The following is a 26,255-nucleotide window of genomic DNA, read 5'->3' on the forward strand; positions in this document are numbered from 1 at the left end:
TCGTTGTCACTGTGAAGTACGTGCCCGACGCCACCGGCGACCGGCACTTCGCCGATGACCTGACCGTCGACCGGGACGACGTGGACGGTCTGCTCTCCGAGCTGGACGAGTACGCGGTCGAGCAGGCGCTGCAGATCTCGGAGAACTCCGACGACGACGTCGAGGTCACGGTCCTGACCGTCGGCCCCGAGGACGCCAAGGACGCGCTGCGCAAGGCGCTGTCCATGGGCGCCGACAAGGCCATCCACGTCGAGGACGACGACCTGCACGGCACCGACGCCCTCGGCACCTCCCTGGTCCTTGCCAAGGCGATCGAGAAGGCCGGCTACGACCTGGTGGTCTCCGGCATGGCCTCCACCGACGGCACCATGGGCGTCGTCCCGGCCCTGCTGGCCGAGCGCCTGGGCGTCCCGCAGGTCACCCTGCTCTCCGAAGTCTCCGTCGAGGACGGCACGGTCAAGGGCCGCCGCGACGGCGACGCCGCCTCGGAGCAGCTGGAGGCCTCCCTGCCGGCCGTCGTCTCGGTCACCGACCAGTCGGGCGAGACGCGTTACCCCTCCTTCAAGGGCATCATGGCCGCCAAGAAGAAGCCGGTGGAGTCCTGGGACCTGTCCGACCTGGACCTGGAGGCCGGGCAGGTCGGCCTGGAGGGCTCCTACACCACGGTCGACTCCGCCGCGGAGCGCCCGGCCCGCACGGCCGGCACGATCGTCAAGGACGAGGGCGAGGGCGGCAAGCAGCTCGCCGAGTTCCTCGCGAGCCAGAAGTTCATCTAAGGGTTCTGGCCCGCTGAGGCTCAACCCCCCTTCCGCCCCCCAGACTTCGCAATCCGCAGGAGAGCATTCCCATGGCTGAAGTTCTCGTCTACGTCGACCACGTGGACGGTGCCGTCCGCAAGCCCACTCTGGAGCTGCTGACCCTGGCCCGCCGCGTCGGCGAGCCCGTCGCCGTCGCCCTCGGTGCCGGTGCCGCCGACACCGCCGCCGTCCTGGGCGAGCACGGCGCCGTCAAGGTCCTCACCCACGACGCCTCCGAGTACGCCGACTACCTCGTCGTGCCCAAGGTCGACGCCCTCCAGGCCGCCGTCGAGGCCGTCTCCCCGGTCGCCGTGCTGGTCCCCTCCTCCGCCGAGGCCAAGGAGATCGCCGCGCGTCTGGCGCTGCGCATCGGCTCCGGCATCATCACCGACGCCGTCGACCTGGAGGCCGGCGACGAGGGCCCGGTGGCCACCCAGTCGGTGTTCGCCGCCTCCTTCACCACCAAGTCCCGTGTCTCCAAGGGCACCCCGGTCATCACGGTGAAGCCCAACTCCGCCGCCGTCGAGGCCGCCCCGGCCGACGCCGCGGTCTCGGAGCTGAGCGTGACCTTCTCCGCGCAGGCCACCGGCACCAAGGTGACGGGCCGTACCCCGCGCGAGTCGACCGGGCGTCCAGAGCTGACCGAGGCCGCGATCGTGGTCTCCGGCGGCCGCGGCGTCAACGGCTCCGAGAACTTCGCGATCATCGAGGCCCTCGCCGACTCGCTCGGCGCGGCCGTCGGCGCCTCGCGTGCCGCGGTGGACGCCGGCTGGTACCCGCACACCAACCAGGTCGGCCAGACCGGCAAGTCCGTCTCGCCGCAGCTGTACATCGCCAACGGCATCTCCGGCGCGATCCAGCACCGCGCGGGCATGCAGACCTCGAAGACCATCGTGGCGGTCAACAAGGACGCCGAGGCCCCGATCTTCGACCTCGTCGACTACGGCGTCGTCGGCGACCTCTTCGACGTCGTTCCCCAGCTCACCAAGGAGATCAACACCCGCAACAGCTGAGGCTGGCACCGGATTGCGATCTAGGTGGCCACCTCCATCGCCCCGGGCAACGCAACACCAAGGAAAGTCCATCGGCATCCCGTACGCACAGGTCTGCTCCCGCGCCGCGGCGACGCGGCCGACGAGAGCGCGCTGCCGGGCGACTACCGCAAGATCCTGGCGATCGTGCGGGATGGCGACAGGCCGGTACAGGTCAGGGCGGTCGGCGAGCGGCTGGGTCTGGACGCCTCGGTGTATATGGCAACTAGCGTCGATGGTCACACCACGCTCGTGCTCCGTGGCTCCCAGGACGCCGCCACACCCCTGCCACATGCCAGGGAACTCGCCGAGGGGATTTCCGGGGCGAAGCTGGTGACGGTGGGTACGGGTCATCTCGCCGTGGAAGAGCCACCGGCCGTCGGAGCGGTGCTGCTGGCCCATCTCCGAATGGCGGGCGGCGCGGAGGACGCCGACTGGAACTCGTAGAGTGGCGGTGTGTCACAAGGAAACGCCGTAGTCGCGCGCAATGTGCGCCTTCTCAGGGAGCAGCGCGGCCTGTCCCTGGCCGAGCTGGCCCGCCGGGCGGGGCTGGCCAAGCAGACTCTGTCGAATCTGGAGCAGGGCACGGGCAACCCCACGGTCGAGACCCTGTTCTCCATCGCCACCGCCCTCGGCGTGCCGGTGACCCGGCTGGTCGCCGAGCGGGAACAGGTCATCACCGTGCAGCGGGGCGACGAGGTTGTCTGGGAGCAGCACGGAAGGTACGAGTCACGGTCGCTCGACCACATCTACGGCTCAGGTGTCATCGAGAACTACGTGGTGCGCATCCGCCGGCCCAGCGACGGTGCGGACATGCCGTCCGAACCGCACCCGGTGGGCACGCTGGAGCACCTCTACGTCATCAGCGGCAAGGTACGCGTGGGGCCCGTCGACAGCCCGCTGGAGCTTGGCGAGGGGGATTTCGCGCGCTATCCGGGCGACCGGCCCCACGTGTATGAGTCACTGGCGGACGAGAGCCTGGTACACATCGTGGTGAGCGTGCCGCGCGTCCAGCCTGGCACCGGCGGTACGAACCTGGCGCGGCCCCACGGGAACGAAAGACGCTGAGCTTCGCCGCACCTGGTGTGCCGCATCTCGGCACAACGGATTGGCCCACCCCCGGGACAGGGCGGAATCTGGCGTTGGCCGCTCGGCAGGGCGGTCCGGGGCCGCCAGTCGTGAGCGTCGGGGCATAAACCGTGGTGCTCTTGCGCGCACGCCTGGTCGGCCACCGTTCTCCGCGTCAGACCAGGGGTGGCCATGTCGGAGACCGGGATCCATCCACAAACGGGTGGGCCGGACAGTCCGCGACGGCACGGCAGGCGGATCGGCCGGGTCGGCGTGTCCGATCCGCCTGCCCGGTGACCTCGGTGCCGCGCATGCCGGGGGCGCCGGCGGTCCGCTCAGGCCGCCGACGGCCTGCTCACGTCGTACGGCGCTGCCGCTTGGCGTCCCTTCACCGCGGTGAGGGCGCGTGCCGCCTCGAAGGCCACCCGGCGCAGGGCCGGGGCGTATCGGGACGGCTCGAAGCGGTGGTGGGCGCCGGCGACCGAGAGCGCCGCCACCGGACGTCCGGAGGCACCCATGATCGGCACTGCGACGCAGGTCAGACCGGGGGCGGCTTCCTGCCGATCGTAAGCGATGCCGTCCTGGCGGATGCGCCGCAGCTCCTCCCGGAACCGTCGCGGGTCGGCGAGGGTGTACTCGGTGCGGGCCGGGAGGCCCGCCGACACGGCAGCCTCGGCCGCGTCGTGGTCGAAGGCCAGCAGGGCCTTGCCGACGCCGGTGCAGTAGGCGGGCAGGCGGGCGCCGATCCGGGAGGGGGAGCGGGTCGCTCGGTGGCCCTGGATCTTGTTGACGTACACGATGTCGGTGTCGTGCAGTACGGCCAAGTGCACGGTCTCGTGGGTCATCTCGTACAGGTCCGCCAGATGCGGCATCAGGCATTCCTGCAGGAGCGGGGGATTGGGGCCGTAGACCCGTACGCCGATGTCGAAGAGCTGGGATCCCAGCCGGTAGTTGCTGCCGACACGTTCCACGAGGTCGTTGCGCTGGAGGATGCCCAGCAGACGGAAGGCGGTCGACTTGGTCAGCTGCGAACGGCGGGCCAGTTCGCTGACGCCGATCTCCCCGTCCATCGAGGCGAGCGACTTCAGAAGAACCAACGCCTTGTCGACCGCGGTCTGCTGGCCGTCGGCCGGCGCGCCGTGTGGTGCGTGTGCGGGGGTGGCGACAGAAAAGGACTGGACTGGCATAGCGGGCTCCGGTGTTCCGTGGAGAGCCATTAAAATGGACGTGCGTCCACCATAAGTGCCTGTTTCCTGGTTGTAAACGCCCGGAGCGCAGTGTGGCGGACGCCTCCTGATCGCGTGCCGCTCCACGGCACGGGCAGTGGGCGGATCGGTCTTCGGCAGCGTCTGCTGTGTGCATGCAGCGTCACGACACCGCGGCCCTGGCCGCCGTCCTGCCCGCCTCGCGTCCCCCCTTCGACGTGGGGCTCAGCGAGCCGGCCGCGCTGCTGCGGCAGGCCGAGGCCACCCGGGCACCTCTTCCACCGCTGACTGAGCTGTGCGCAGGACTGGACCGGGACGGCGCCTACGCCGTGCGGGCCATCAACACCCGGCAGCGGCTGGGCTTGCGTGAACCACCTTTCTGTGTGCTCCACCAGTCGATGGTCGTCGACCACGGCGGCACGGTCCTGTCCGGCGAGGTGATCGCGTCCCGGGTCGGCGCCGGGCTGATCGTGGTCGGCCGGCCCGTCGATGCCACGCCAGAGGTGCTCAGGTCCCTCCGGGACAAGTGCCTGGAGTTGTACGCCGACGGCAGGCGCGTGGCGCTCGGCCTGGGCGCCGAGGTGTTCGGTGACCCCCTGGAAGCGGTGGTGTGGGCGGCCCGGAGGCTCCACGCGCACGGCAGCGCTCTCCACCCGGGCGAGCTGCTGCTTCACCGGGTCTGCGCACGCCGGCGTCCCACTGACACCGGGCCCTTCGCTCGCCGTGCGGTCCGGCACCGGCCGCCTGCCCGAACTGACCGTCACCGTCCGATGAACCACCAGCAAGGAAGCGGGGGAGCCGCCATGCCACCGCGTGAACCGGAGCGCTCCGGCTCTTCGGGTGTGCACCTGAACGCACGCCGAACCACCAGCCCACCAGGGCGGCGCAGCGCGCGCCCGATCCGGCCCGAGGAGGCCCAGCGATGACAACCACGCCCGCCCGGCTGGGGGCACCTCCCGCCCGAAGGGTGGGGGAGGACCGCCTGGCTCGCGTACCCGAGCCGGCCGTCGACGTCAGCCCCTACTTCGACCTCGACCACGGTCTGGTCGACCGCACGATCTTCAGCGACCAGGCCGTCTACCGGCAGGAGCTGCGCCGCGTCTTCGCGCCCAGCTGGCTGTTCCTCGCGCACGAGAGCCAGTTCACGAAGCCCGGTGACTTCTTCACCACCTACATGGGCGAGGACCCGGTCGTCGTCACCATGGGCAAGGACCGGAAGCTGCGTGCCTTCCTCAACGCCTGCCGCCACCGCGGCATGCGGGTGTGCCGCGCCGACGCGGGGGCGACGAAGGCGTTCACGTGCAGCTACCACGGCTGGTCCTACGACACCTCCGGGAAGCTGATCAACGTCCCCAACGGTGGGGACTACCCCGCCCACTTCGAGCAGGACCAGTGGGGACTGATCGAGGTCGCCCAACTCGACACGTACAAGGGACTCGTCTTCGCGACCTGGAACCCCGAGGCCCCGCCCCTGGTGGAGGCGCTCGGCGGACTGGCCTGGTACCTGGACGCGATGCTCGACCACGACCCGGAGGGCACCGAGGCCGTCGGCGGGGTGCACAAGTGGGTGCTGGAGGGCAACTGGAAGCTCGCCGCCGAGCAGTTCGCCTCCGACTGGTACCACGTCAACATCTCGCACGCCTCCGCGCTGATGGTCATGTCGCCCACCGGCAAGGGCCCCAAGACGGAGATCGTGCAGACACCGGGCCGGCAGTACACCGACTCGCTGGGGCACGGGCACGGCTTTCCGACCCACCCCAAGAGCCGTTTCGACGACCGTGTCGTACACGAGTGGACCGACTACGAGGCGCTGCGCGAACGGCTCGGTGACGCCCGGGTCGAGGGGCCGATGACCACCGGGCATGGCACCGTCTTCCCGAACTTCTCCTACCTGCCCGTCAACGGCTCCATCCGTGTGTGGCACCCCAAGGGCCCGGACAAGATGGAGGTCTGGGCCTGGACCATCGTCGACAAGTCGATGCCGGACGAGGTCAAGGACGCCCAACGCATCTACAACCTGCGCACGTTCGGGCCGAGCGGCATCTTCGAGCAGGACGACGGTGAGAACTGGAGCGAGTGCCAGGTCACCGCGCACGGCTTCGTGGCCGGCTCCATGACGCTCAACTACCAGATGGGACTGGGGCTGCAGTCCGAGGACGGCGTCCACCCCGGCACCACCGGCCGCCTCTACAGCGACGGCGCCGCCCGCGGCTTCTACACCCGCTGGCGCGACCTGATGAACACGCCCGCCTGGCACGAGAAGAACACCGAGAAGAACCCCGAGGACACCCCATGAGCACCACCGGCACCGGCATCCGGGTCGCCGCCGTCGGCGACATCGAGGAGGGCGAGGCGCTGAAGGTGCCCGCCGGGACCACCGGCCACACCGACGCCATCGCCGTCTTCCACGAGGGCGGCGCCTACTACGCCCTCGACGACACCTGCAGCCACGGCCAGGCATCGCTCGCCGACGGCTGGATCGAGAACGGCGAGGTCGAGTGCCCGCTGCACAGCGCCCGCTTCTGCCTCAAGTCCGGTGAACCGCAGTGCATGCCCGCCACCCTCGCCCAGCGCACCCACCGGGTCGAGGTGCGCGAGGACGATGTCTGGCTGCACCCCGGCGAGGAGGCCGACGCATGAGCGCGCCACGGCACATCGCCGTCGTCGGCGCGGGCCTGGCCGCCGTCTCGACCTGCGACGCGCTGCGCGCCCAGGGCTACGACGGCGAGCTCGTGCTGTACTCCGCCGAGCGCGGGCTGCCCTACGACCGCCCGCCACTCAGCAAGGACGTCCTGCTCGGCAAGTCCCGCCGCGAGAACATCCTGCTGCGGCCCGAGCAGTGGTACGACGAGCAGGGCATCGAACTCCGCGACGGCGCCCCGGTCCGGGCGATCCGCCCGCACGAGGGCGGACTGGAGCTGGCCGACGGCGAGCTTGCCGCAGCCGACCGGATCGTGCTGGCCACCGGCGGCACCGCGCGCCCGCTGCCGGTGCCGGGCGGCGACGACCCGGCCGTACACCTGCTGCGCACCTGGGAGGACGCCGAACGCCTGCGGGAGCGCCTGTTGCCCGGCGCCCGGGTGGCGGTGATCGGTGCCGGGCTGATCGGCGCGGAGACCGCGGCCGTCGCCCACGCCCTGGGCTGCCGCGTCAGCCTCATCGACCCGCTACCGGTGCCACTGACCGCGGCGGTCGGGGACGACATCGCGAACGCACTGCATCTGAGGCACTCCGCCGAAGGCATCGGCGTCCTGACCGCCGGCGTGGAGTGCATCGAGCGCCGTCCAGGCAACCTTGGAGTCCTGCTGCATCTCACCGGCTACGGGGCACCCGTGCTCGCCGACACCGTGGTGGTCGGCATCGGCATGCGTCCGGCCACGGAACTGGCCGAGGCCGCGGGGCTGAACGTCGACAACGGTGTGGTCGTCCACCCCGGTCAGCGCACCTCCCACCCCAATGTCCTCGCCGTCGGCGACGTCGCCCGCCCCGAAGGGCACAAGGTCCGTCATGAGCACTGGGAGGCCGCCCGGCGCGACGGCGAGGCCGCCGCCCACGGCATCCTCGGCCGCCCCCTGCCGTCCTTCGGCGCTTCCTGGTTCTGGTCCGACCGGCACGGCTCCCGGCTGGAGGCGGTCGGCACCATGGCGGACGCCGAGCGCACTGTGCTGCGCGGGGCTCCGGACGACGGCGCCTTCACCGTCTTCGGGCTGCTGGGCGACCGGCTGGTGGCCGCGGCCGCCATCGACCGACCACGCGACATCCAGGCCGCCCGGCGGATCGTCGATCGCGGTGTCGCTGTCGACGCGGCCGTCCTGTCCGACGAGAGTGCGGATCTGCGCACGCTGCTCAAGCGCTGACCGCCACGTGCCGCCTTGTGGCACACGCGCTCCCCGAACCGCCCCCTCCGCGCTGGAATGGCACCACCCGGCGCGGCCCGCAGGAGGACCCCCGATGAGCATCCACCCCCCGGAGACCCCCCGGACGACCGCACCCGCCGTCGACGAGGACATTCGGCTCCACTTCGAGGTACAGCGCCTGTACGCCGTCGAGGCACAGCTGCTCGACCAGCACCGCTACGCCGACTGGCTGGAGCTGTTCACCGACGACCTGCACTACTGGGCGCCGGTACGCACCAACCGCCTGCGGCGCCAGCAGGCCCTGGCCGACGGCTCGCCCGGCGAGGTCGCCATCTTCGACGAGACCAAGGCGAGCCTCGCCTGGCGCATCCGCCGGTTCGACTCGGGCATGGCCTGGGCCGAGGACCCGCCGTCGCGGACCCGGCATCTGATCACCAACATCCTGGTCTGGCCGGCCGACGAGCCCGGCGAGTACGTCGCCGAGTCGTCATTCCTCTGCTACCGCAACCGCCTGGAACGTGAGGTCGACATCTACGCCGGCGGCCGCACCGACCAGCTGCGCCGCGACCCGGACGACGGACGGCTGCTGATCGCGCGCCGCACCATCCTGCTCGACCAGAACGTCCTGCTCGCCAAGAACATCAGCACCTTCCTGTAAGCCCTTGTGAACCGGAGCCCGCTCGTGACCACTGAACAGACCACAGAGGTGAAGCTCGTCGAGCACACCGTGCAGACCACGCTCGGCCCCATCGCGGTCAGCGAGGCCGGCGAGGGCCCGGTGCTGGTCATGCTGCACGGCGGCGGCCCCGGCGCGAGCGCGGTGGCCAACTACCGCCACAACCTCCCCGCGCTCACCGGGCACTTCCGCGTGATCCTGCCCGACCAGCCCGGCTTCGGCGGCAGTTACCGCCCCACCGAGGCCGACCTCGACGCCCGCAGCATCACCGAGATCACCGTCGACGCCCTGCTGCAGACCCTGGACGCCCTCGGCATCGACCGCTTCCACCTGCTCGGCAACAGCCTCGGTGGGGCCGCCGCCATCGCCACCGCACTCGAAGTCCCCGACCGGGTCGCGAAGTTGGTTCTGATGGCCCCGGGAGGAGGCTGGCTGCCCTTCGGACCGACCCCGACCGAGGGCCAGAAGGCCATGTTCCGCTACTACAACGGCGAGGGCCCCACCCTGAAGAAGATGCGGGACTTCATCGGCGTGATGACCGCCGAGCCGGGGCGCTGGGCCGACACCGCGCAGGCCCGCTACGAGGCGTCCCTCGACGAGTCCCACATCGCCTTCTACCACGCCTACAACGCCGCTTTCGCCAAGCGGCACGGCATGGACCCGCTGTGGCAGCGCGTTCACAAGATCAAGGCGCCCACCCTCCTGCTGTGGGGCCGCGACGACCGCACCATCACCCTCGACGGCGCCCAGCTCATGCTCAAGCAGATCCGCGACGTCCAACTGCACGTCTTCGGCGGCTGCGGCCACTGGGTCCAGCTGGAGCGGCAGGCCGAGTTCGAGCGCCTGGTCACCGACTTCCTCAGGGAGCACTGAATCATGGGTTGGCTAGAGGGCGAGGTCGCCCTGATCACCGGCGGGGGCTCCGGCATCGGCCGCGCCGTCGCCCTGCGCTACCTCGCCGAAGGCGCGAGCGTCGCCGTCCTCGGCCGTGGGACCGCGCAGTTGGAGGAGGTCGTCGCCGCGGCGGGCGACCTCTCCGACCGGGTGCTGCCCCTCACCGGCGACGTACGCTCCCCGGACGATCTGCACCGGGCGGTGGACGCGACCGTCAAGAGGTTCGGCAAGCTGGACATCCTCGTCCCCAACGCCGGGATCTGGGACTACCACCGCAGCGTCACCAAGCTCGACGGCAAGGAGCTGTCCGAGGCGTTCGACGAAATCTTCGGCATCAACGTCAAGGGCTACGTCCTCGCCGTCGAGGCGGCCTGGCGGGAACTCGTCGCCACGCGCGGCAGCATCGTGATGACCCTGTCCAACGCCTCCTTCCACACCGACGGTGGCGGCCCCCTGTACACCGCCAGCAAGCACGCCTGCCTCGGCCTGCTCCGGCAGTTCGCCTACGAGCTGGCGCCGCGCGTCCGCGTCAACGGCGTCGCCGTCGGCGGCATGCGCACCAAGCTGCGCGGCCCGCAGAGCCTGGGCCTGCAGAACCGCACGCTCGAAGCCTCCTTCGCCAAGAACGAGGCGTCCGGACAGGAACAGCAACCGCTCATCCCGCTGTACGACTCCAGCGTCGAGCCGGAGGACTTCACCGGCCCGTACGTCCTGCTCGCCTCCCGCGCCAACAGCGGCACCGTCACCGGCGCCGTGATCCCCGCCGACGGCGGCATCGCCGTCCGCGGATTCCGTTCCCCGGCCGGTGGCGCCGGCCTCTGAACCGTCTCCCCGTCTCCCCTCTCACTTCCGCACGACAGCCATCGAAGGAGCCGCCGCATGGCCGCCGTCGACATCAGCCCCGCCGCGGCACTGCACCGCAGAGCCCAGTACCCCACCGCCTGCGCACTCGTCTACGAGGGCCATGAGATCTCTGCCGCGCAACTCAGCCGCAGGACAGCCGAGTTGGCCGCCGGGCTGGCCGAACGCGGACTGCGGCGCGGCGACCGGGTCGCCTACCTCGGCCTCAACAGCGTGACCTTCTTCGAGACGCTGCTGGCCGCGGCCCATCTCGGGGCGGTCTTCGTGCCGGTCAACTTCCGGCTCGCGGCCGAGGAGGTGCGCCACATCCTCAGCGACAGCGGTGCGCACACCCTGGTCGTCGAGGAGGGCCATCGCGCACTCGTCGAGTCCGTGATGAGCGACGTGCCCGCCCGCTTCCACGTGCTGGTCGATACGGATCCGCGGTGCCCCGCGGCGACGGCGCCCGCCGCCGTCTGGACACCGCTCTCGGAGCTGCTCGGAGCCGAGCGACGTGGCACGGAGCCGGTGGCGCTGTACGACGACGACCTGGCGGCGCTCATGTACACCTCCGGCACGACCGGCCGGCCCAAGGGTGTCATGCTCACCCACGGCAACCTCTGGTGGAACGCGGTCAACGTCGAAAGTGTCGTGGACACCCGCCCGGACGACGTGAACCTCGCCGTCGCCCCGCTCTTCCACATCGGCGGCCTCAACGCCCTCACCCTGCGCACCCTCGTGCGCGGCGGCACCGTCGTCGTGCGCCGCGGCTTCGACCCCGGCCAGTGCCTGGAGGACCTCGTCCAGCGCCGCGTGACGACCCTGTTCGCGGTCCCCGCGATGTACGGCGCCCTGACCCGCGTGCCCGGCTTCGCCGCGGCCGACCTCTCCGCCCTGCGATCCGCGATCGTCGCGGGCGCCCCCGTCCCGCCCCAGCTGATCAGGAACTACGAAGAACGTGGCATCCTGCTCCAGCAGGCGTGGGGGCTGACCGAGACCGCGCCCTTCGCCAGCTACCTCCCGGCCGGGCTCACGGCGGAGAAGGCCGGATCGGCCGGCGCACCCATGCCGTACACGGAGATCCGCATCGTCGACCCGGTCACCGGGGCCGACGTGCAGGACGCGGACACACGCGGGGAGATCTGCGTGCGCGGCCCGAACGTCACGCCCGGCTACTGGAACAACCCCGAGGCCACCCGTGCCGCCTTCGACGACGCGGGCTGGTTCCACAGCGGCGACATCGCGCATCGGGACAAGGACGGCTTCTACTACATCGTCGACCGCCTCAAGGACATGATCATCAGCGGCGGGGAGAACGTGTACCCGGCCGAGGTCGAGCGCGTTCTCGCCGCGTACCCGGGTGTCCTCGAGGCGGCCGTCATCGGCGTCCCGCATCCGAAGTGGGGCGAGACCGTGCTCGCCGTGCTGACCTGCGAGCCCGGGACCACGCCCACACTGGAGGAGGTGCGCGCCTTCACCGGCCGGCACCTGGCCCGTTACAAGCTGCCCACCCAGCTGCTGATCGCCGAACAGCTGCCCCGCAACGGCAGCGGCAAGCTGGTCAAGTCCGCACTGCGGAGCTGGGTCGAGACCCAGCGGCCCGCCGAGACACAGTGAGCCGGCCATGAGCATCCACACCGCCGTCGTACCGGCACCGCCCGAACCCGTCCTGGGTACCGACTGGACGCTGCGCCCGGTCGACGAGCCCGCCACGGTGACCCCGCAGACGGCGCGCACGTATGCCGTCACCGAGGCCCAGGGCGGTCCGACGCTGCTCCTGCGCGTCCACCGCGTCGCGCACCACCCGCTGCACAGCTGCTATCCGTACGGCACCCACGACCTTGCCCTGGGCCTGGTCCTCCCCGACCACGGGCCGTCCGGCCCGGCGTTTGCCGGGAAACTGCTGTGCGCCCTCGTCCCCGCACTCTTCCTCGCCGACCCCCGCTGCCGCCGCGTCGTCGCCGCACCGGACGAGAGCGACACCGTCACCCAGGCCGCCCTTGAGGCGGGCGGACTCCTCCGGGTCACCGAGGCCGACCTGCCCGACGCCAGCGTGGTCCTGTTCGCCGCCGAACCGCCGGACCTCGCCGACATGTCCACCGCCCTCGACGACATGCCCCACTGACCACCGCCTCACCGCGTGGAGAGGTGGCCAGGAGCAAGCTCGGCCCAGATGGTCTTGCCGGTGCGGGTGTAGCGCGTACCCCATCTTCGGGTGAGCTCGGCGACCATGAACAGGCCGCGGCCGCCCTCGTCGAACATCCGGGCGCGGCGGAGGTGCGGACTGGTGCTGCTGCCGTCGGAGACTTCGCAGATCAGTGCCTCGTCCTTGATCAGCCTGAGGCGGATCGGGCCGCTGGCGTACCGGATGGCGTTCGTCACCAGCTCGCTGATGACCAGTTCCGTGACGAACGCGGTTTCCTCCAGGCCCCATGCGGCCAGCCGGTCGCAGGCGCGGCGGCGGGTCTCGGCGACGACCGCGGGATCGACGGGAACGTCCCAGGAGGCGACGCGGTCCTCGCCGAAGAGACGGGTGCGGACCAGGAGCAGGGCGATGTCGTCGGTGCGCGCTTCGGGGCTCAGGGTGCCCAGGACGCTGTCGCACAGCGCTGCGAGCGAGGACGCGGGCCGGGCCAGAGTGTGGCGCAGGGCGTCGAGTCCCTCGTCGATGTCGCGATCGCCGGCCGAGAGGAGGCCGTCGGTGAACAGGGCGAGCAGACTTCCTTCGGGCACGGTGACCTCGGCCGCCTCGAAGGGCAGGCTGCCCAGCCCCAGAGGGGGGCCGGCGGGCAGGTCGACGACCGTACTGGTGCCGTCCGGGTGTACCAGGATCGGCGGGGGATGGCCGGCCCGGGCAAGGGAGCAGATGCCGGAGAGGGGGTCGTAGACCGCGTACAGGCAACCAGCTCCGATGGCGCCGGGGATCTCACCGGTGGCGACTGTGTCGTCCTCGGTGTGAGTGACGATGTCGTCGAGGTGGGTGAGGAGCTCATCGGGCGGGAGGTCGATGTCGGCGAGGGTGCGCACCGCCGTACGCAGGCGGCCCATGGTGGCTGAGGCGTTGATGCCGTGGCCGACGACATCGCCGACGACCAGGCCGACGCGGGCGCCGGGCAGCGGGATCACGTCGTACCAGTCGCCGCCCGCCTGCGCGCCGCCGCCCGCGGGGAGATAACGGGAAGCCGTCTCCACGGCAGGATGCGTGGTCGGGCCGTGCGGCAGCAGGTTGCGTTGCAGCGCCAGCGAGATGCCGCGTTCGCGGGTGAACCGGCGGGCGTTGTCCAGGCAGACCGCGGCCCGCGCGACCAAGTCCTCGGTGACGGCCAGATCGTCAGGACCGAACGGCTCGCGAGATGAGCATCTGACGAACATGACCGCTCCGAGGGTGGTGCCACGGGCGCGGATGGGTACCGCGATCAGCGAACGCACTCCGCACGCCCGGGCCTGCGCCGCCTGGACAGGGTCGTCGGCGAACCAGCGGACGACCTGGGAGTCGTCGACGTAGTGCCGTGCCGCCCTGCCGCTGGCCAGACACCGGGCGATCGGCGAAGAAGCAACATGGTTACTGATCTCGCCCGGGGCCGGATGCTCTCCGGACGTCGCGGACGCCACCCCGTATGCCGCCCGGCGCAGCGGGACGGGACCGGACAGGACAGGTGCGGGCACATCGCCCTGGAAGACGGGGTCGAGCAGGTCCACGCTGACGAGGTCGGCGAAGCGGGGCACGGCGACCTCGGTGAGCTCGCGTGCGGTGCCCACCACGTCCAGGCCGGCGCCGATGCGGGTCCGGGCCTCACTCACGAGGGCCAGCCGCTCCCGGGACTCGTACTGCTGGGAGTAGTCGTACGCCGACAGACCCGCCCCCTGCACCTGGCCGGCTTCGTCCGTGAGCGGGAAGATGTCGAGAGCCCAGGCGTGCGCCTTCGGCTCGCCCGGAAGCCTCACGAAGGGCTCGGTGAATTCGGGCTTCCCGCTCTGAACGACCCGGCGGATCCGCTGCTCGACTTCCTCGTATACGGGACCCCGAAGGATCTCGGCCACGAACCGGCCGCGGACGTCGTGCTCGGAGAGGCCCGCCGCCTGCTGTATCACCTCGTTGCCGAACAGTACGCGTCCCTCGCGGTCAAAGATCGCAAGGGCGAGGGGCTGCTCCTGGAACATCCATCGCATGAGTGAGCACTCGTCCGGGGAATCCGTCCTGGGTACGACAATCACCAGGCACCCGCTCGGCCGCTTCTCGGACGGCAGCGGATAGAGGCGCACCTGAGCATCCGACCGCCTGCCGTCCCGGTGCCTCAGCACTGCCCAGTCAGCGGTGAACAGATCGGCCAGAGACTTGCCGACGACCTCCTCGGGGGCGTAGCCCCACAGTGTCTGGGCGCCGCTGCTCCAATGGGTCACCCGGCCGTCCGGGTCCGTGACCGCGATGGCCGCAGCCGTGCCGAGGAAGGCCCCTGTCGACGCCGGAGGGAGTCGGCCGGGCGGCTCGTCGGACGTCATTGTCGTGTCCTTGGTGGCCCTATTGTCGTGCCCTGAGTGGCCTTGTTGCCGGGCTTGCTGACCATGTTCACGATCCCCCTGAGGGCAGCAGGTTTCAAGCCGAGCGGCCACGCCGCGCGCTGGTCGGCGTGCCGGGCGTCCGAGGGGAGTGCAGGGGGCGGGGCACGGGCCGCCATCGGGCAGGAGCCCGGAGGTGTGCTGCACCGTGGCACACGGGCTAGGTCCTGCCTCCGGGTGCAGGTGAACGTGGCTGCGTGCTTGCAGCAACCGCCATCTCCCAGAGCGCCGCCGACCCGCTGTCCGGGCTGGTGCTGCGCGACGTACCGGTACCCCGCCCGAAGCCCGGCTGGTCCCGGGTACGGGTCGTTGCCTCTTCCCTGAACATGCACGACCTGTGGACGCTGCGTGGCGTGGGCCATCCCCCGGAGCGCCTTCCCATCGTGCTCGGCTGCGACGCGGCCGGATACGACGAGGACGGCAACGAGGTCATCGTGCATCCGGTGCTCGGCGACCCGGACGCGGGCGGGGGAGACGAGACGCTCGACCCGAACCGTGCACTGCTGTCCGAGCAGCACGACGGGGCCTTCGCCGAGTACCTGACCGTGCCCACCCGCAACCTGGTGCCGAAGCCCCCGTGGCTGTCCTTCGACGAGGCGGCCTGCCTGCCGGTCGCCTGGGGCACCGCCTACCGCATGCTCTTCACCCAGGCCCGGATCACCGCCGGCGACCGGGTGCTCGTACAGGGCGCGGGCGGCGGGGTCGCCTCCGCCGCCATCCGGCTCGCGGTGGCCGCCGGGGCCGTCGTCTACGCCACCAGCCGCAGCGAGGCCAAGCGTGCCGAGGCCCTCACCTGGGGGGTGCGCGCCGCGCTGGCTCCCGGTGAGCGGCTGCCCGAGCGGGTGGACGTCGTGATCGAGACGGTCGGCGAGGCGACCTGGTCCCATTCGCTGAAGTCGCTGCGGCGCGGCGGCACGGTCGTGATCGCGGGAGCGACGAGCGGCGCCAACCCGCCCGCGGACCTGGCCCGCATCTTCTACCTCCAGGGACGTGTCCTCGGCTCCACCGGCTGCACCCGGGGCGAGCTCGTCGCGCTGCTCCGGCTGATGGAGACGACCGGAGTCCGCCCGGTGATCGACCGCACCCTGCCCCTCACGGACATCCACAAGGGCTTCCAGCTCATGATCGACGGCGGTCTGACCGGGAAGCTCGTCATCCACCCGTCGGCCCCCCAGAGTTAAGGACCCTCTCCCATGACCGCAGCTGTCGTTGGGCTCTCGCACTCGCCCCTGATCGGCAGGAACGACCCCGAGCCCGATGTTCTGGCCCGTGTCGACGAGGCCGTCGAGAGCGCCAGGGACTTCGTCCGCCGCTTCGACCCGGAGCTCGTCGTCCTCTACGCGCCCGACCACTACAACGGCTTCTTCTACAAGGAGATGCCCCCGTTCTGCCTGGCCACCGAGGCCCACGCGGTGGGCGACTTCGGTTCCCAGGGCGGGCCGCTGTCGGTCGACACCGACGCCGCCAAGGCTCTGGCCAAGGGGGTGCTCGACCGCGGCATCGATCTCACCGTCTCGGCCCGGATGACCGTGGACCACGGCTTCGCGCAGCCCCTGGAGGTGCTCTTCGGCGGTATCGACCGCGTGCCGGTGGTGCCCGTCTTCGTCAACGGCGTGGCGACCCCGCTCGGCCCGGTCAGCCGTATTCGCGCTCTCGGCACCGCGGTCGGTCAGGCCGCGGCCGCCCTGGACAAGCGGGTGCTGTTCGTCGCCTCCGGCGGTCTGTCCCACGATCCGCCGGTGCCGGTGCTCGAGGGCGCACCGCCCCGGGTCGCCGACGCGCTCATCGAGGGCAACCCGCCCACCCCTGAGCAGCGTGCGAAGGGCGAGGAGCGGGTCGTCCAGGCCGGCCGCGACTACGCCGCCGGGTCGTCGAAGATGATCCCGATCAACCTCGCCTGGGACAACCTCCTCCTCGACCACCTGGAGCGCGGCGACGTCGCGGAGTTCGACTCCTGGACCGTCGATGACATGGCCACACAGGGCGGCGGCTCCGCCCACGAGGTCCGCACCTGGATCGCGGCGTACGCCTCCCTCGCGGCCACCGGCACGTACGAGATGACGTCCCGCTTCTACGAGGCCATCCCCGCCTGGATCGCCGGATTCGCGGTCACCACGGCGGAAGGGCGGTGACCGGCATGACAGTCACACCCGTAGAGCTGGCGGCCGCCCGGCTCGCAGCCGCCTTCGCCGAGGGACGGCCCGTGGCCCCGGTACGCGATCTGCTCGGTACCCAGGACGTCGACGCCGCGTACGCCGTACAGCAGGTGCTCACCCGCAGCAGAGTGGACAGCGGTGCGGTCGTCGTCGGCCGCAAGATCGGCCTGACCTCCCCGGCCGTCCAGCGCCAACTCGGCGTCGACCAGCCTGACTTCGGGGTGCTCTTCGCCGACATGGACGTCTCCGCCGAGGCCGAGGTCCCCTCCGGCAGGCTGCTGCAGCCCAAGGCCGAGGCGGAGATCGCCTTCGTCCTCAAGGAGGACCTGGCCGACGGCGACCTGGACCCGGCGCAGGTGCGCGCCGCGGTCGACTACGCCGTCGCCGCGCTGGAGATCGTCGACAGCCGTATCGCCGACTGGGACATCTCCCTCACCGACACGGTCGCCGACAACGCCTCCAGCGGACTGTTCGTGCTGGCGGAACGCCGCCTCACGCTGGACGAGTTCGAGCCCCGCGAGACCGTGATGCGGCTGTACGCCGACGACGTCCTCGTGTCCGAGGGCAACGGCGCCGCCTGTCTCGGCGACCCCCTGAACGCGCTGGCCTGGCTCGCCCGGACGGCCCGTGACCTGGGTGACCCGTTGCGGGCCGGACAGGTCGTCCTCTCCGGCGCGCTGGGCCCGATGGTCCCGGCCCCGCCCGGCACCCGGATCCGCGCCGAGATCAGCTCGCTCGGCGAGGTCACCGCCGCATTCTCCGAGAAGAGGGACGCATGACTTCCCCCAAGACGTCAAAGACCAAGGTCGCCATCATCGGGTCGGGCAATATAGGCACCGACCTGATGATCAAGATTCTCCGCCTGTCGGACACCCTCGAAGTGGCCGCCATGGTGGGCATCGACCCGGAGTCCGACGGCCTCGCCCGCGCCGCCCGGTTGAAGGTCCCGACGACCCACGAGGGCGTTGAGGGCCTGATCGCCATGGAGCACTTCGACGACATCGAGATCGTCTTCGACGCGACCTCGGCCAAGGCCCACCTGGCCAACGCCCACCGGCTCGCGCCCTTCGGAAAGCGGCTCATCGACCTCACCCCCGCCGCCATCGGCCCGTTCGTCGTCCCGCCCGTCAACCTCGACGAGCACCTGGAGGCCGGTGCAGACAACCTCAACATGGTCACCTGCGGCGGCCAGGCCACCATCCCCATGGTCGCGGCCATCTCCGCGGTGACCGACGTCCACTATGCGGAGATCGTCGCCTCCATCGCCTCCAAGTCGGCGGGGCCGGGCACGCGAGCCAACATCGACGAGTTCACCGAGACCACCTCCCACGCCATCGAGAACGTCGGCGGAGCGGCCCGCGGCAAGGCGATCATCGTCCTCAACCCCGCCGAACCCCCGCTGATCATGCGAGACACCGTCCTCTGCCTCATCGGGGATGCGGACCACGACGCCATCCGCGCCTCCGTCAAGGAGATGGCCGAGCGGGTCGCCCAGTACGTGCCGGGCTACCGCCTCAAGCAGGAGGTGCAGTTCACCCCGATCGCGGAAGGCGAGCCCGTGCACACCCTGCTCCCCGAGGGCGCGGGCCCGGTGACCACCCGTGTCTCGGTGTTCCTCGAAGTCGAGGGCGCCGCCCACTACCTGCCCGCCTACGCCGGAAACCTCGACATCATGACCTCGGCCGCCCTGCGCACCGCCGAGTCGATCGCCCGGCACAGCACCACCGTCACCGCGGAGGCCAGCCGATGACTCACCAGCTCTACATCCAGGACGTGACCCTGCGGGACGGCATGCACGCCATCCGGCACCGCATCGATCCTGCCGACGTGGGCCGCATCGCGGCCGCCCTCGACGCGGCCGGCGTCGACGCCATCGAGGTCGCCCACGGCGACGGCCTCGCCGGCGGCTCCCTCAACTACGGCCCGGGCAGCCACACCGACTGGGAGTGGATCGAGGCCGCGGCCGACGCGATCGACAACGCCGTCCTCACCACTCTCCTCCTGCCCGGCATCGGCACCATCGCCGAACTGGAGCGCGCCCACGCCCTCGGCGTCCGCTCGGTGCGCATCGCCACCCACTGCACCGAGGCCGACATCTCGGCCCAGCACATCGCCAAGGCGCGCGAGCTGGGCATGGACGTCTCGGGCTTCCTGATGATGAGCCACATGGCCCAGGCGCCCCAACTCGCCGCGCAGGCAAAGCTCATGGAGTCCTACGGCGCCCAGTGCGTCTACGTCACCGACTCCGGCGGCCGCCTCACCCTGGACGGCGTACGCGAACGGGTCCGCGCCTACCGCGACGTACTCGACGAGAGCACCCAGATCGGCATCCACGCGCACGAGAACCTCTCCCTGTCGGTCGCCAACAGTGTCGTCGCCGTCGAGGAGGGCGTCACCCGCGTCGACGCCTCCCTGGCCGGACAAGGCGCGGGTGCCGGAAACTGCCCCATCGAGGCGTTCATCGCCGTGGCGAACATCCAGGGCTGGAAGCACGGCTGCGACCTGTTCGGCCTCCAGGACGCCGCCGACGACCTGGTCCGCCCCCTGCGCGATCGCCCCGTACAGGTCGACCGCGAGACGCTCACCCTCGGCTACGGCGGCGTCTACTCCTCCTTCCTGCGCCACGCGGAGATCGCCGCCGAGCGCTACGGCGTCGACGCCCGCACCCTCCTGCTGGAAGTCGGCCGGCGCGGCCTGGTCGGCGGCCAGGAGGACATGATCGTGGACATCGCGCTCGACTTGATGTCCCACCCGGCTACCAGGCCCGTGAACTGACACACAGTAAGGAGTAAGCCCATGGGTGAACGTCTGCCCATACGGATCCCGATCGACGGAGACGAACTGGACGCCTGGTGGTACGCCCCCGAAGGCGTCGACGGACCCGCCCCCTGCGTCGTCCTGGCGGCCGGTTTCGGCGGCATCAAGGAGATGCGGCTCGCAGCCTACGCCGAGCGGTTCGCCGCCGAGAGGCTCGGCGCCCTGGTCTTCGACTACCGGTCCTTCGGCGAATCCAGTGGGCGTCCGCGCAACCTGCTCGAGATCAAGCGGCTGATCACCGACTATCACGCCGCCGTCTCCGCGGCGAGGTCCCGTCCTGAGGTCGACTCCAGGCGTGTCGCCGTGTGGGGCAGCTCCATGTCCGGCGGCACCGTGGTGCTGGTCGCCACGGAGGACCCGAGCATCGCCGCAGTGGTGTCGCAGGCGCCTCTCGCCGACGGCCGGGCCGCGCTGGTGCACATGGTGAAGAGGTCGGCGACCCATGTGCTGGGCCTGGGCCTGGCGGGCGTCCGGGACGCCCTCGGGGCGCGCCTCGGCCGTGCGCCGTACACCGTGAAGACCGTGGGCCGCCGCGGTGAGCAGGGCGCCGTGCTGGCCACTGCGGACGCCTACGAGGGAATGCTGCGCCTCCTTCCGGCGGACGTGCCCTACGACAACGAGGTCAGCGCGCGCGTGATCCTGTCGCTGCCCTTCTTCCGCGCTGTCGAGACCGCCCCCCGGCTCACCTGCCCCCTGCTGGTCCAGGTGATGGACCACGACGACCTCACGCCGCCGGGCCCCGGTGCCGCTCTCGCGGCCGCGGCTCCGCACGGCGAGCTGCTCGCCTACCGCGGCGGCCATTGGGACCCCTACGTCGGGGAGGGCTTCGACCAGGTGGTTCCCGACCAGATCGCCTTCCTCAAGCGGACTCTCGGGGCGCCGGCCGCTCGGTGACGGTGCGGCGCACCCTCACCGGCGCGTCGGCGGGGACCGCTCCCTCGCCGCCGCCAGTGTCACACGCACTCGGTGCGAAGCGATCATCCTGTGATCGACGGCCCGAATGCGGCGATCGACGTGCCGAGGGAACGCCACACTCGCCGGGCCGCCTCACGCAGGGTGCTGTCCTCGGCCGTGCATTCGAAACCGGCCCCGCAAAGACAATGACGACTATTGCGACGGAGAACCTTCCATGGAGCTCATGCGAGCTGCTCGCTTGCACTTCCCCACCCACACGCTGACCGTCGAGGATGTTCCCAAGCCTGTCCCGGGCCCAGGACAGGTGCTGATCAAGGTAGCCGCGGCCGGGGTGTGCATGTCAGACGTGCACCTCATCGACGGCACCCTCGGCCTCCCGCCACACCTCAAGGGTGACACCGTCACCCTCGGGCACGAGGTCTCCGGCACCATCGTCGAGCTGGGCCCCGAGGTGACCGCCTGCCAGGTCGGTCAGCGCGTAGTCCTGCAGGGCGGGGACATCAAGGACGGCCAGATGCACACGCGCGGGGTCGACTTCGACGGTGGGTGGGCCGAGTACGCCCTGGTGAGCGCGGGGGGCGTCGTCCCCCTGCCCGACTCGATCCCGTTCGAGCAAGCGGCGATCATCCCTGATGCCGTGTCGACGCCTTGGGACGCCATCGTCCGCACCGCGGACATCCGGCCGGGCGAGGCAGCGGGTGTGTGGGGGGTGGGAGGTCTGGGCATCCACGCGGTGCAGCTGCTGCGGGCTGTCGGCGCCTTCCCGATCGTGGCGGCCGACCCGGCCCCGGCAGCGCGTGAGCGCGCCCGGCGGATGGGGGCAGACCTCGTTGTCGACTCCGCCGACCCCACCTTCCGGGAGCAGGTGCTCGACATCACCAAGGGCAGCGGACTGAACGCCGCCTTCGACTTCGCCGGTGTCTCGGCGGTGCACGAGCAGGCGCTGACCGTTCTGAGGCCGGGGGGCCGCCTCGTCCTGGTCGGGCTGTCCGGGCGTCCCCTCACCTTCAGCGACAGCACCACCTTCAGCTACCTGAAGCACCAGGTCAGGGGGCACTTCGGCACGGAACTCGACTCGGTTCCGCGGCTCGTGGACCTGGTGGCAGGCGGGCGCCTCGACTTCTCCGCTTCCGTCACGGAGGTGCTGCCCCTGGAGCAGGCGAACGTGGCCGTGCAGCGCTTGCACACCAAGGAAGGCAATCCGATCAGGCTGGTCCTTCAGCCCTGACTGCACATGACGGTCGGACGCATCTGACCTTTTGCACGGCGCAAGCTTCGCTGCCCCTGGGAAGGGCACCGATGCTTGCGTCGTCATACCTGTCTGGTGGCTGTCCGGGGCTGTGCTGCGCCCGCGCGAGGAATCAGCTGTCGCCCGGGGTGGTCCCGCTGTGGTGCCCCTGGAGCAGGACACTGCTGGGAGACCCCGAAGGCCTGCTTGAAGGCCGTGCTGAAGTGCCCCATGTTGTTGAAGCCCCACCGGAAGGCGAAAGTGACATCGTCGGCCGCTGGTACAGGGCACAGGGTCTCCAGGACGGGGTCGCACAGTTCGTCCAGTGAGGGTCTTGCGTCGGGCCGCACGCGCCGCCGTTCCTGATCACGCACGGCACCGCGGACCCGCCTGACCCCCTGGGTGAGCCAAACCCTACGAATGGCTCCCACATCACGATCAACAAGGTAGGGAGGACTGACCGGGAAGCAGGGAACCACACCCGCCGGGGTGGTGCTCGTTTCCCGCTGGCCGTAAGCCGCTGGCCTCTAGCGGGTGCCGCCCCGCATGCGCGCGGGCCAGATGCCCTGCTTGCCTGGCGACAGGATGCCATTGGGGTCGAGCAGGTCCTTGAGCCCCTCGTTCAGCCGCCGCTGGGCGTGGTCACCGAAGTCGAACTGGTCGGCGACCACGTCCATGCTCTGGATGTTCGTCCGGTAGATGGGGTAACCGGCCTTGGCGAGATCTTCGACCATCGCGTTGTGGGCGGCGTAGCTTGCGCGGGTCGCCTGCTCGTCGCGCGTGTCGAAGACGATCGGGCTGATGTGCAGCGCGCAGCGCTGCAGCAGGATGATCCCGGCGCTGTACGGGAGGCCGTGCCGGTCGTAGAGCTCCCGGCGCAGCTTGATGGACGCCAGCACGTCGGCGCCGTCGAGCGGGCCGAGCGCGGACAGGTCCAGGTGCCCGGCGTCTTCGCCGTTGTCCTGCTTGAACATCTCCAGCAGCTCCAGGCCGGGCACGCCGCCCTGCACCCTGTCGTCGTGCGTCGTGGCGCCGCAGCGCTCGTCCTCGCCGCGGAAGTCGCGCCGTCCGACCTGGACGCCGTCGCCGGTCCGCGACAGCGCCTCGTGCACCAGCGCGAACTGGGCCTCGACGACGGGCTCGCGGCCGTACAGCGCGAAGCGGACCATCCAGCCGCTCTGGCCAGGCTCCCGCCCGCTCTCGCTGGGGCCGCCAAAGCTCAGCTGCGGCTGATTGGTGATGATCCCGTCGAACATCAGCTCGCGCAGCGCATCGATGATGCCGGGCACCAGTTGGTCATCGCTCCAGGTGGCCCACCCGGACACGTACACCTCGGGCGCTCGCATCAGCCAGACGCCCATCTTGGTGACGATGCCGAAGTTCGACTGGAAGAAGAGGCCCGCGTGGTTCGGCCCGTACGACTCGCGGGCCAGGTGCGATACCTTGCTGCCGCTCAGCCCGCCCATGCCGGTGCGCAGCAGCTCGCCGCTGGCAAGCACCACTTCCATGCCGCACTGCGTCGAGGGGTGGTCGCCGTACTTGGTGTACCCGCGGCCGCTGTCGAGCGTGTTGCCGACGACGCTGCCCCAGCCGAGGTCGGGGACGGAGGGCCACAGGCGGTAGCCGCCGGCCCGCAGGTGCTCGTAGAGGTCCTGGAAGCGTACGCCGGGCTCGACGACCGCGTAGGCGAGGTCGTCGTCGACGTGCAGCACCCGGTTCATCTTGCGGAGGCTGAGCTGGATCGAGCCCTTGACCCGGGGCGCGGGACCGCCGTACGCGTAGTTGCGCCCCTGGCCGAACGTCCACAGCGGGACGCGGAACGCGTTGGCGATCCGCACGATCTCCTGCACGTCCTCGACGGACTCCGGGGTCACCACGGCCGCGCCGGTGTGCTCGTCTGAGCCCTTGTAGTCGTACGGGTCGCGGTAATCGAGCAGTTCACCGGCGGACGTGATCACGTTGTCGTCCCCGAGCGCGGCGGCGAGCGCCGCGACCGCGCCGCGCACGGCGCTCTCGTCCAGGCGGGTGGTAAGCGCCATAATCCATAACCTTTCTATAGAAAATCGTGTCAGGAGGGTTCGGTGGTCCTCGTTTACGGACCTTGCCAGGACCCGACGATCTGCAAGGCGGTCCGTGTGCAGAGCGCGTCTGCCTCAGGCGCGAAGTCGGCTGTCAGCACGAGGGCGGTGCGGGCCAGGTGCCGGGCCAGGCAGCCGGCTGCGGCCGCTGGATCCCGCGCAATAATCGCTTCGGCGATCTTCTCGTGCTCGGTGTTCCGCGACGCCCATTCGCGAGGCTGCGAGGACAGCACGGACACCCGCCGGTAGCGCTCGGCGCGGTCCATCAGACTCGCGATCATCTGTGCCTGCGACGGGCTGGTGAGTGCCACGATCCGGCGGTGGAACTCGAGGTGGGCGGCATCCCAGGCCGGCATGTCGTCGTTCTCGACCGCCGCTGCCATCCTGGCCACGTTGTCCGCGAGGGCCGCATGATCCGCACTCGTCATGCGCTGGGTCGTCACGGCAACCGCCGTGGATTCCAGCAGCACCCGGCTGCTGTAGACCGCGTCGAGATCCTCGATCTCCAGCGGCGGGACACGCGCACGGCGATTGCGCTCGGTGATCAGCAGCCCCTCGGCCTCGAGTAGCCGGATCGCTTCCCGCACGGGCGTAGTACTGACGCCCAGCTGCCGGGCCAGCGCGACCTGAGACAGCACCGAGCCGGGCTCAAGCGCACCCTGCAGGATCATCGTGCGGAGCCGGTCCCCGACTTCCGCGGTGGCCTGCGAGACGTTTGCGCCCGTATGCACCGGGCCGCCGGATGGCGACTGGCCCACCGCGGTCGGCTCGGCCGCGTCATCCGCCTCGCTCTGCAAGGCCCTCATGTCCAACCCTTCCTGTTGCGTTGACGGCCGCCGGCACCGAGGCGGTGGAATCGGCCGGTGCTGGCGCTTGTGGTCACTCCGCTCACGGCACGGTGACGAACGGCGCGCGGTCGATGAATACCTGAAGACTGCTGATGACGTGCGCGTCGTGCCGGATGACCGCCATGGTGGGCACGGTCTCGATCCGGCCGTCCGGGAATGTGAACCGCTCCTGGAATTGGATCATGGCGTGGCCGTGCGCATCCCAGACGTTGCGGAAGGTGTGCTGCATCGCGTGCGTCTCGTGCGCGGCCCGCAGCGCCTGGACCGCGGCGGCCTTACCGTGCAGCGGCGGAAGCGCACCGAACGTCAGGGTGAGGTCGTCGGCGAAGTCCTTGCTGTACCCCTCGAGATCGCCGGCGTCGACCAAGGCGTAGTGGTCGACGAGCCAGCCAGGCACCTCGGGGCGCAGGGTCAGGATCTCAGCGACATCGGTGGGTGCGGTCATGAACTTCTCCTACGAGTTCAGCGGGCACTTTTCCGTCTAAATGCCGGCACCATCAGCGATTTCGCCGGTGGATCCAGACTCAGGCAACGCTCTGGTGTTCCAGGGCGAGCAGGGATTCGAGTTCCTCGCGCCGAGGGCGCTTGTGGAAACGGCCGCCCTGCATGATGTGCGTGATCCTGTCGCGGTCACGCAGGATGCCGATGTCCTGCAGCGGATCGCCGTCCACCAGCAGCAGGTCGGCGAGGTAGCCTTCGCGGACCAGCCCGAGTTCGTCGCCCATGCCCATCAGCTGGCCGCCGTACATCGTGGCTGCCCGCAGGGCTTCGGCAGGGGTGAAGCCGTACAGTTCCACGAAATACTGCAGGTCGCGGGCGTTGGCTCCGTTCGGGTTCCACGGAAAACCGTAGTCGCCGCCGGGCAGTACCCGGATACCGCGGCGCCGCATCTCGGGGATGACCGTACTCCACCGTTCGAGCGTTTCCAGCATGCCCTTCTCGGCAATGACCGTGGCGTCCATGCCGAACTGCGCTGCCTCGTAAGCGCCGGTATAGACCACCCCCACCGCCGGTGCGACGAAGACGCGGTCCTTGGCTTCTTCGAGCAGGTCCAGGGCCTCCTCGTCGGCGTGCGTGCAGTGGTAGATGGCGCGGAAGCCGTTCTGCACCGCCTGCTTGACCGACGCGGCGGCGTGCGCGTGACAGGCCAGCCAGACCCCGGACTCGCGGGCCTGCTCTCCGGCCGCTTTCACCTCCTCGTCGGTGTACAGCAGTTGATGGGAGCCGCCGGGCACGAATGCGTCGTCGCTGGACAGCAGGAACTTGATCGTATCGACACCGTTGGCCG

General features: G+C 70.5%; 26 protein-coding genes. 20 read left to right on the forward strand and 6 right to left on the reverse strand.

What is annotated here, in order from left to right:
- The 4 genes from JF597_RS44225 to JF597_RS44240 form a co-directional block, all read left to right on the forward strand.
- Positions 1–776: electron transfer flavoprotein subunit beta/FixA family protein (locus tag JF597_RS44225; protein WP_294010171.1), on the forward strand; the 776-nt coding region annotated here is incomplete at its 5' end.
- Between the two features lie 71 nt (positions 777–847).
- The gene (locus tag JF597_RS44230; protein WP_294010174.1) at positions 848–1,810 is read left to right on the forward strand and encodes an electron transfer flavoprotein subunit alpha/FixB family protein; all 963 of its coding nucleotides are present in this window, start codon (positions 848–850) and stop codon (positions 1,808–1,810) included.
- A gap of 24 nt (positions 1,811–1,834) precedes the next feature.
- On the forward strand, positions 1,835–2,275 hold the full coding sequence (locus JF597_RS44235) for an alpha/beta hydrolase (RefSeq protein WP_294010177.1): 441 nt from the start codon (positions 1,835–1,837) through the stop codon (positions 2,273–2,275).
- A gap of 9 nt (positions 2,276–2,284) precedes the next feature.
- Complete coding sequence (locus tag JF597_RS44240; protein ID WP_294010180.1) at positions 2,285–2,896, forward strand: XRE family transcriptional regulator; 612 nt, start codon at positions 2,285–2,287, stop codon at positions 2,894–2,896.
- Between the two features lie 335 nt (positions 2,897–3,231).
- Here the strand turns inward: JF597_RS44240 and JF597_RS44245 are convergent, their stop codons facing one another.
- Positions 3,232–4,083, reverse strand: coding sequence for an IclR family transcriptional regulator (locus JF597_RS44245; RefSeq protein ID WP_294010183.1), 852 nt, complete (start codon positions 4,081–4,083; stop codon positions 3,232–3,234).
- A 173-nt stretch (positions 4,084–4,256) separates the two neighbouring features.
- Between JF597_RS44245 and JF597_RS44250 the strand changes: the two genes are divergently transcribed.
- The 9 genes from JF597_RS44250 (at position 4,257) to JF597_RS44290 (ending at position 12,493) form a co-directional block, all read left to right on the forward strand.
- A complete protein-coding gene (locus JF597_RS44250; protein WP_294010186.1) occupies positions 4,257–5,027 on the forward strand; it encodes a hypothetical protein in 771 nt (256 codons plus the stop codon).
- Positions 5,024–6,397: an aromatic ring-hydroxylating dioxygenase subunit alpha gene (locus JF597_RS44255; protein ID WP_294010189.1), complete on the forward strand. Its 1,374-nt coding sequence runs from the start codon at positions 5,024–5,026 to the stop codon at positions 6,395–6,397. The genes JF597_RS44250 and JF597_RS44255 overlap by 4 nt, the downstream gene beginning before the upstream one ends.
- A complete protein-coding gene (locus JF597_RS44260) occupies positions 6,394–6,741 on the forward strand; it encodes a bifunctional 3-phenylpropionate/cinnamic acid dioxygenase ferredoxin subunit (protein WP_294010192.1) in 348 nt (115 codons plus the stop codon). Before JF597_RS44255 ends, JF597_RS44260 begins: the two co-directional genes overlap by 4 nt.
- Entirely contained in the window at positions 6,738–7,958 is a 1,221-nt protein-coding gene (locus JF597_RS44265) for an FAD-dependent oxidoreductase (protein WP_294010194.1), read from the forward strand. The genes JF597_RS44260 and JF597_RS44265 overlap by 4 nt, the downstream gene beginning before the upstream one ends.
- A 94-nt stretch (positions 7,959–8,052) precedes the next feature.
- The gene (locus JF597_RS44270; RefSeq protein ID WP_294010197.1) at positions 8,053–8,616 is read left to right on the forward strand and encodes a 3-phenylpropionate/cinnamic acid dioxygenase subunit beta; all 564 of its coding nucleotides are present in this window, start codon (positions 8,053–8,055) and stop codon (positions 8,614–8,616) included.
- A gap of 24 nt (positions 8,617–8,640) precedes the next feature.
- Complete coding sequence (locus JF597_RS44275; RefSeq protein ID WP_294010199.1) at positions 8,641–9,507, forward strand: alpha/beta fold hydrolase; 867 nt, start codon at positions 8,641–8,643, stop codon at positions 9,505–9,507.
- A 3-nt stretch (positions 9,508–9,510) separates the two neighbouring features.
- Positions 9,511–10,350 carry a 3-(cis-5,6-dihydroxycyclohexa-1,3-dien-1-yl)propanoate dehydrogenase gene (gene hcaB, locus JF597_RS44280; RefSeq protein WP_294010201.1) on the forward strand — a complete coding sequence of 280 codons (840 nt, stop codon included), beginning with the start codon at positions 9,511–9,513 and terminating at the stop codon, positions 10,348–10,350.
- Positions 10,351–10,407: 57 nt separating this feature from the next.
- Positions 10,408–11,985: a long-chain fatty acid--CoA ligase gene (locus JF597_RS44285; RefSeq protein ID WP_294010204.1), complete on the forward strand. Its 1,578-nt coding sequence runs from the start codon at positions 10,408–10,410 to the stop codon at positions 11,983–11,985.
- Between the two features lie 7 nt (positions 11,986–11,992).
- Complete coding sequence (locus tag JF597_RS44290; protein WP_294010207.1) at positions 11,993–12,493, forward strand: GNAT family N-acetyltransferase; 501 nt, start codon at positions 11,993–11,995, stop codon at positions 12,491–12,493.
- Positions 12,494–12,501: 8 nt separating this feature from the next.
- On the opposite strand, the gene JF597_RS44295 is transcribed toward JF597_RS44290, so the two are convergent.
- Positions 12,502–14,868, reverse strand: a complete 2,367-nt coding sequence (locus tag JF597_RS44295) for a SpoIIE family protein phosphatase (protein WP_294010209.1) — start codon at positions 14,866–14,868, stop codon at positions 12,502–12,504.
- Between the two features lie 254 nt (positions 14,869–15,122).
- On the opposite strand from JF597_RS44295, the gene JF597_RS44300 reads away from it, so the two are divergent.
- The 7 genes from JF597_RS44300 to JF597_RS44330 all read left to right on the forward strand — a co-directional run bounded on the left by JF597_RS44300 (position 15,123) and on the right by JF597_RS44330 (position 22,041).
- The gene (locus JF597_RS44300) at positions 15,123–16,106 is read left to right on the forward strand and encodes a zinc-binding dehydrogenase (protein ID WP_294010212.1); all 984 of its coding nucleotides are present in this window, start codon (positions 15,123–15,125) and stop codon (positions 16,104–16,106) included.
- Between the two features lie 12 nt (positions 16,107–16,118).
- The gene (locus JF597_RS44305) at positions 16,119–17,057 is read left to right on the forward strand and encodes a 3-carboxyethylcatechol 2,3-dioxygenase (RefSeq protein WP_294010215.1); all 939 of its coding nucleotides are present in this window, start codon (positions 16,119–16,121) and stop codon (positions 17,055–17,057) included.
- A gap of 5 nt (positions 17,058–17,062) precedes the next feature.
- Positions 17,063–17,860, forward strand: a complete 798-nt coding sequence (locus JF597_RS44310; protein WP_294010219.1) for a fumarylacetoacetate hydrolase family protein — start codon at positions 17,063–17,065, stop codon at positions 17,858–17,860.
- Positions 17,857–18,831, forward strand: coding sequence for an acetaldehyde dehydrogenase (acetylating) (locus JF597_RS44315; RefSeq protein WP_294010222.1), 975 nt, complete (start codon positions 17,857–17,859; stop codon positions 18,829–18,831). The genes JF597_RS44310 and JF597_RS44315 overlap by 4 nt, the downstream gene beginning before the upstream one ends.
- A complete protein-coding gene (dmpG, locus tag JF597_RS44320) occupies positions 18,828–19,856 on the forward strand; it encodes a 4-hydroxy-2-oxovalerate aldolase (RefSeq protein WP_294010225.1) in 1,029 nt (342 codons plus the stop codon). Before JF597_RS44315 ends, dmpG begins: the two co-directional genes overlap by 4 nt.
- A 21-nt stretch (positions 19,857–19,877) precedes the next feature.
- Entirely contained in the window at positions 19,878–20,792 is a 915-nt protein-coding gene (locus JF597_RS44325; RefSeq protein ID WP_294010228.1) for an alpha/beta hydrolase, read from the forward strand.
- A gap of 235 nt (positions 20,793–21,027) precedes the next feature.
- Positions 21,028–22,041 carry a zinc-binding dehydrogenase gene (locus JF597_RS44330; RefSeq protein WP_294010231.1) on the forward strand — a complete coding sequence of 338 codons (1,014 nt, stop codon included), beginning with the start codon at positions 21,028–21,030 and terminating at the stop codon, positions 22,039–22,041.
- 527 nt (positions 22,042–22,568) lie between these two features.
- On the opposite strand, the gene JF597_RS44335 is transcribed toward JF597_RS44330, so the two are convergent.
- The 4 genes from JF597_RS44335 to JF597_RS44350 form a co-directional block, all read right to left on the reverse strand.
- A complete protein-coding gene (locus JF597_RS44335) occupies positions 22,569–24,080 on the reverse strand; it encodes an FAD-binding oxidoreductase (protein ID WP_294010234.1) in 1,512 nt (503 codons plus the stop codon).
- A gap of 53 nt (positions 24,081–24,133) precedes the next feature.
- The gene (locus tag JF597_RS44340) at positions 24,134–24,925 is read right to left on the reverse strand and encodes a GntR family transcriptional regulator (protein WP_294010236.1); all 792 of its coding nucleotides are present in this window, start codon (positions 24,923–24,925) and stop codon (positions 24,134–24,136) included.
- An 82-nt stretch (positions 24,926–25,007) separates the two neighbouring features.
- Positions 25,008–25,412, reverse strand: a complete 405-nt coding sequence (locus tag JF597_RS44345) for a nuclear transport factor 2 family protein (RefSeq protein ID WP_294010238.1) — start codon at positions 25,410–25,412, stop codon at positions 25,008–25,010.
- Positions 25,413–25,491: 79 nt separating this feature from the next.
- The coding region (locus JF597_RS44350) for an amidohydrolase family protein (RefSeq protein WP_294010240.1) at positions 25,492–26,255 on the reverse strand (764 nt) is incomplete at its 5' end.

Source organism: Streptomyces sp., assembly GCF_019510245.1.
Lineage (GTDB): Bacteria > Actinomycetota > Actinomycetes > Streptomycetales > Streptomycetaceae > Streptomyces.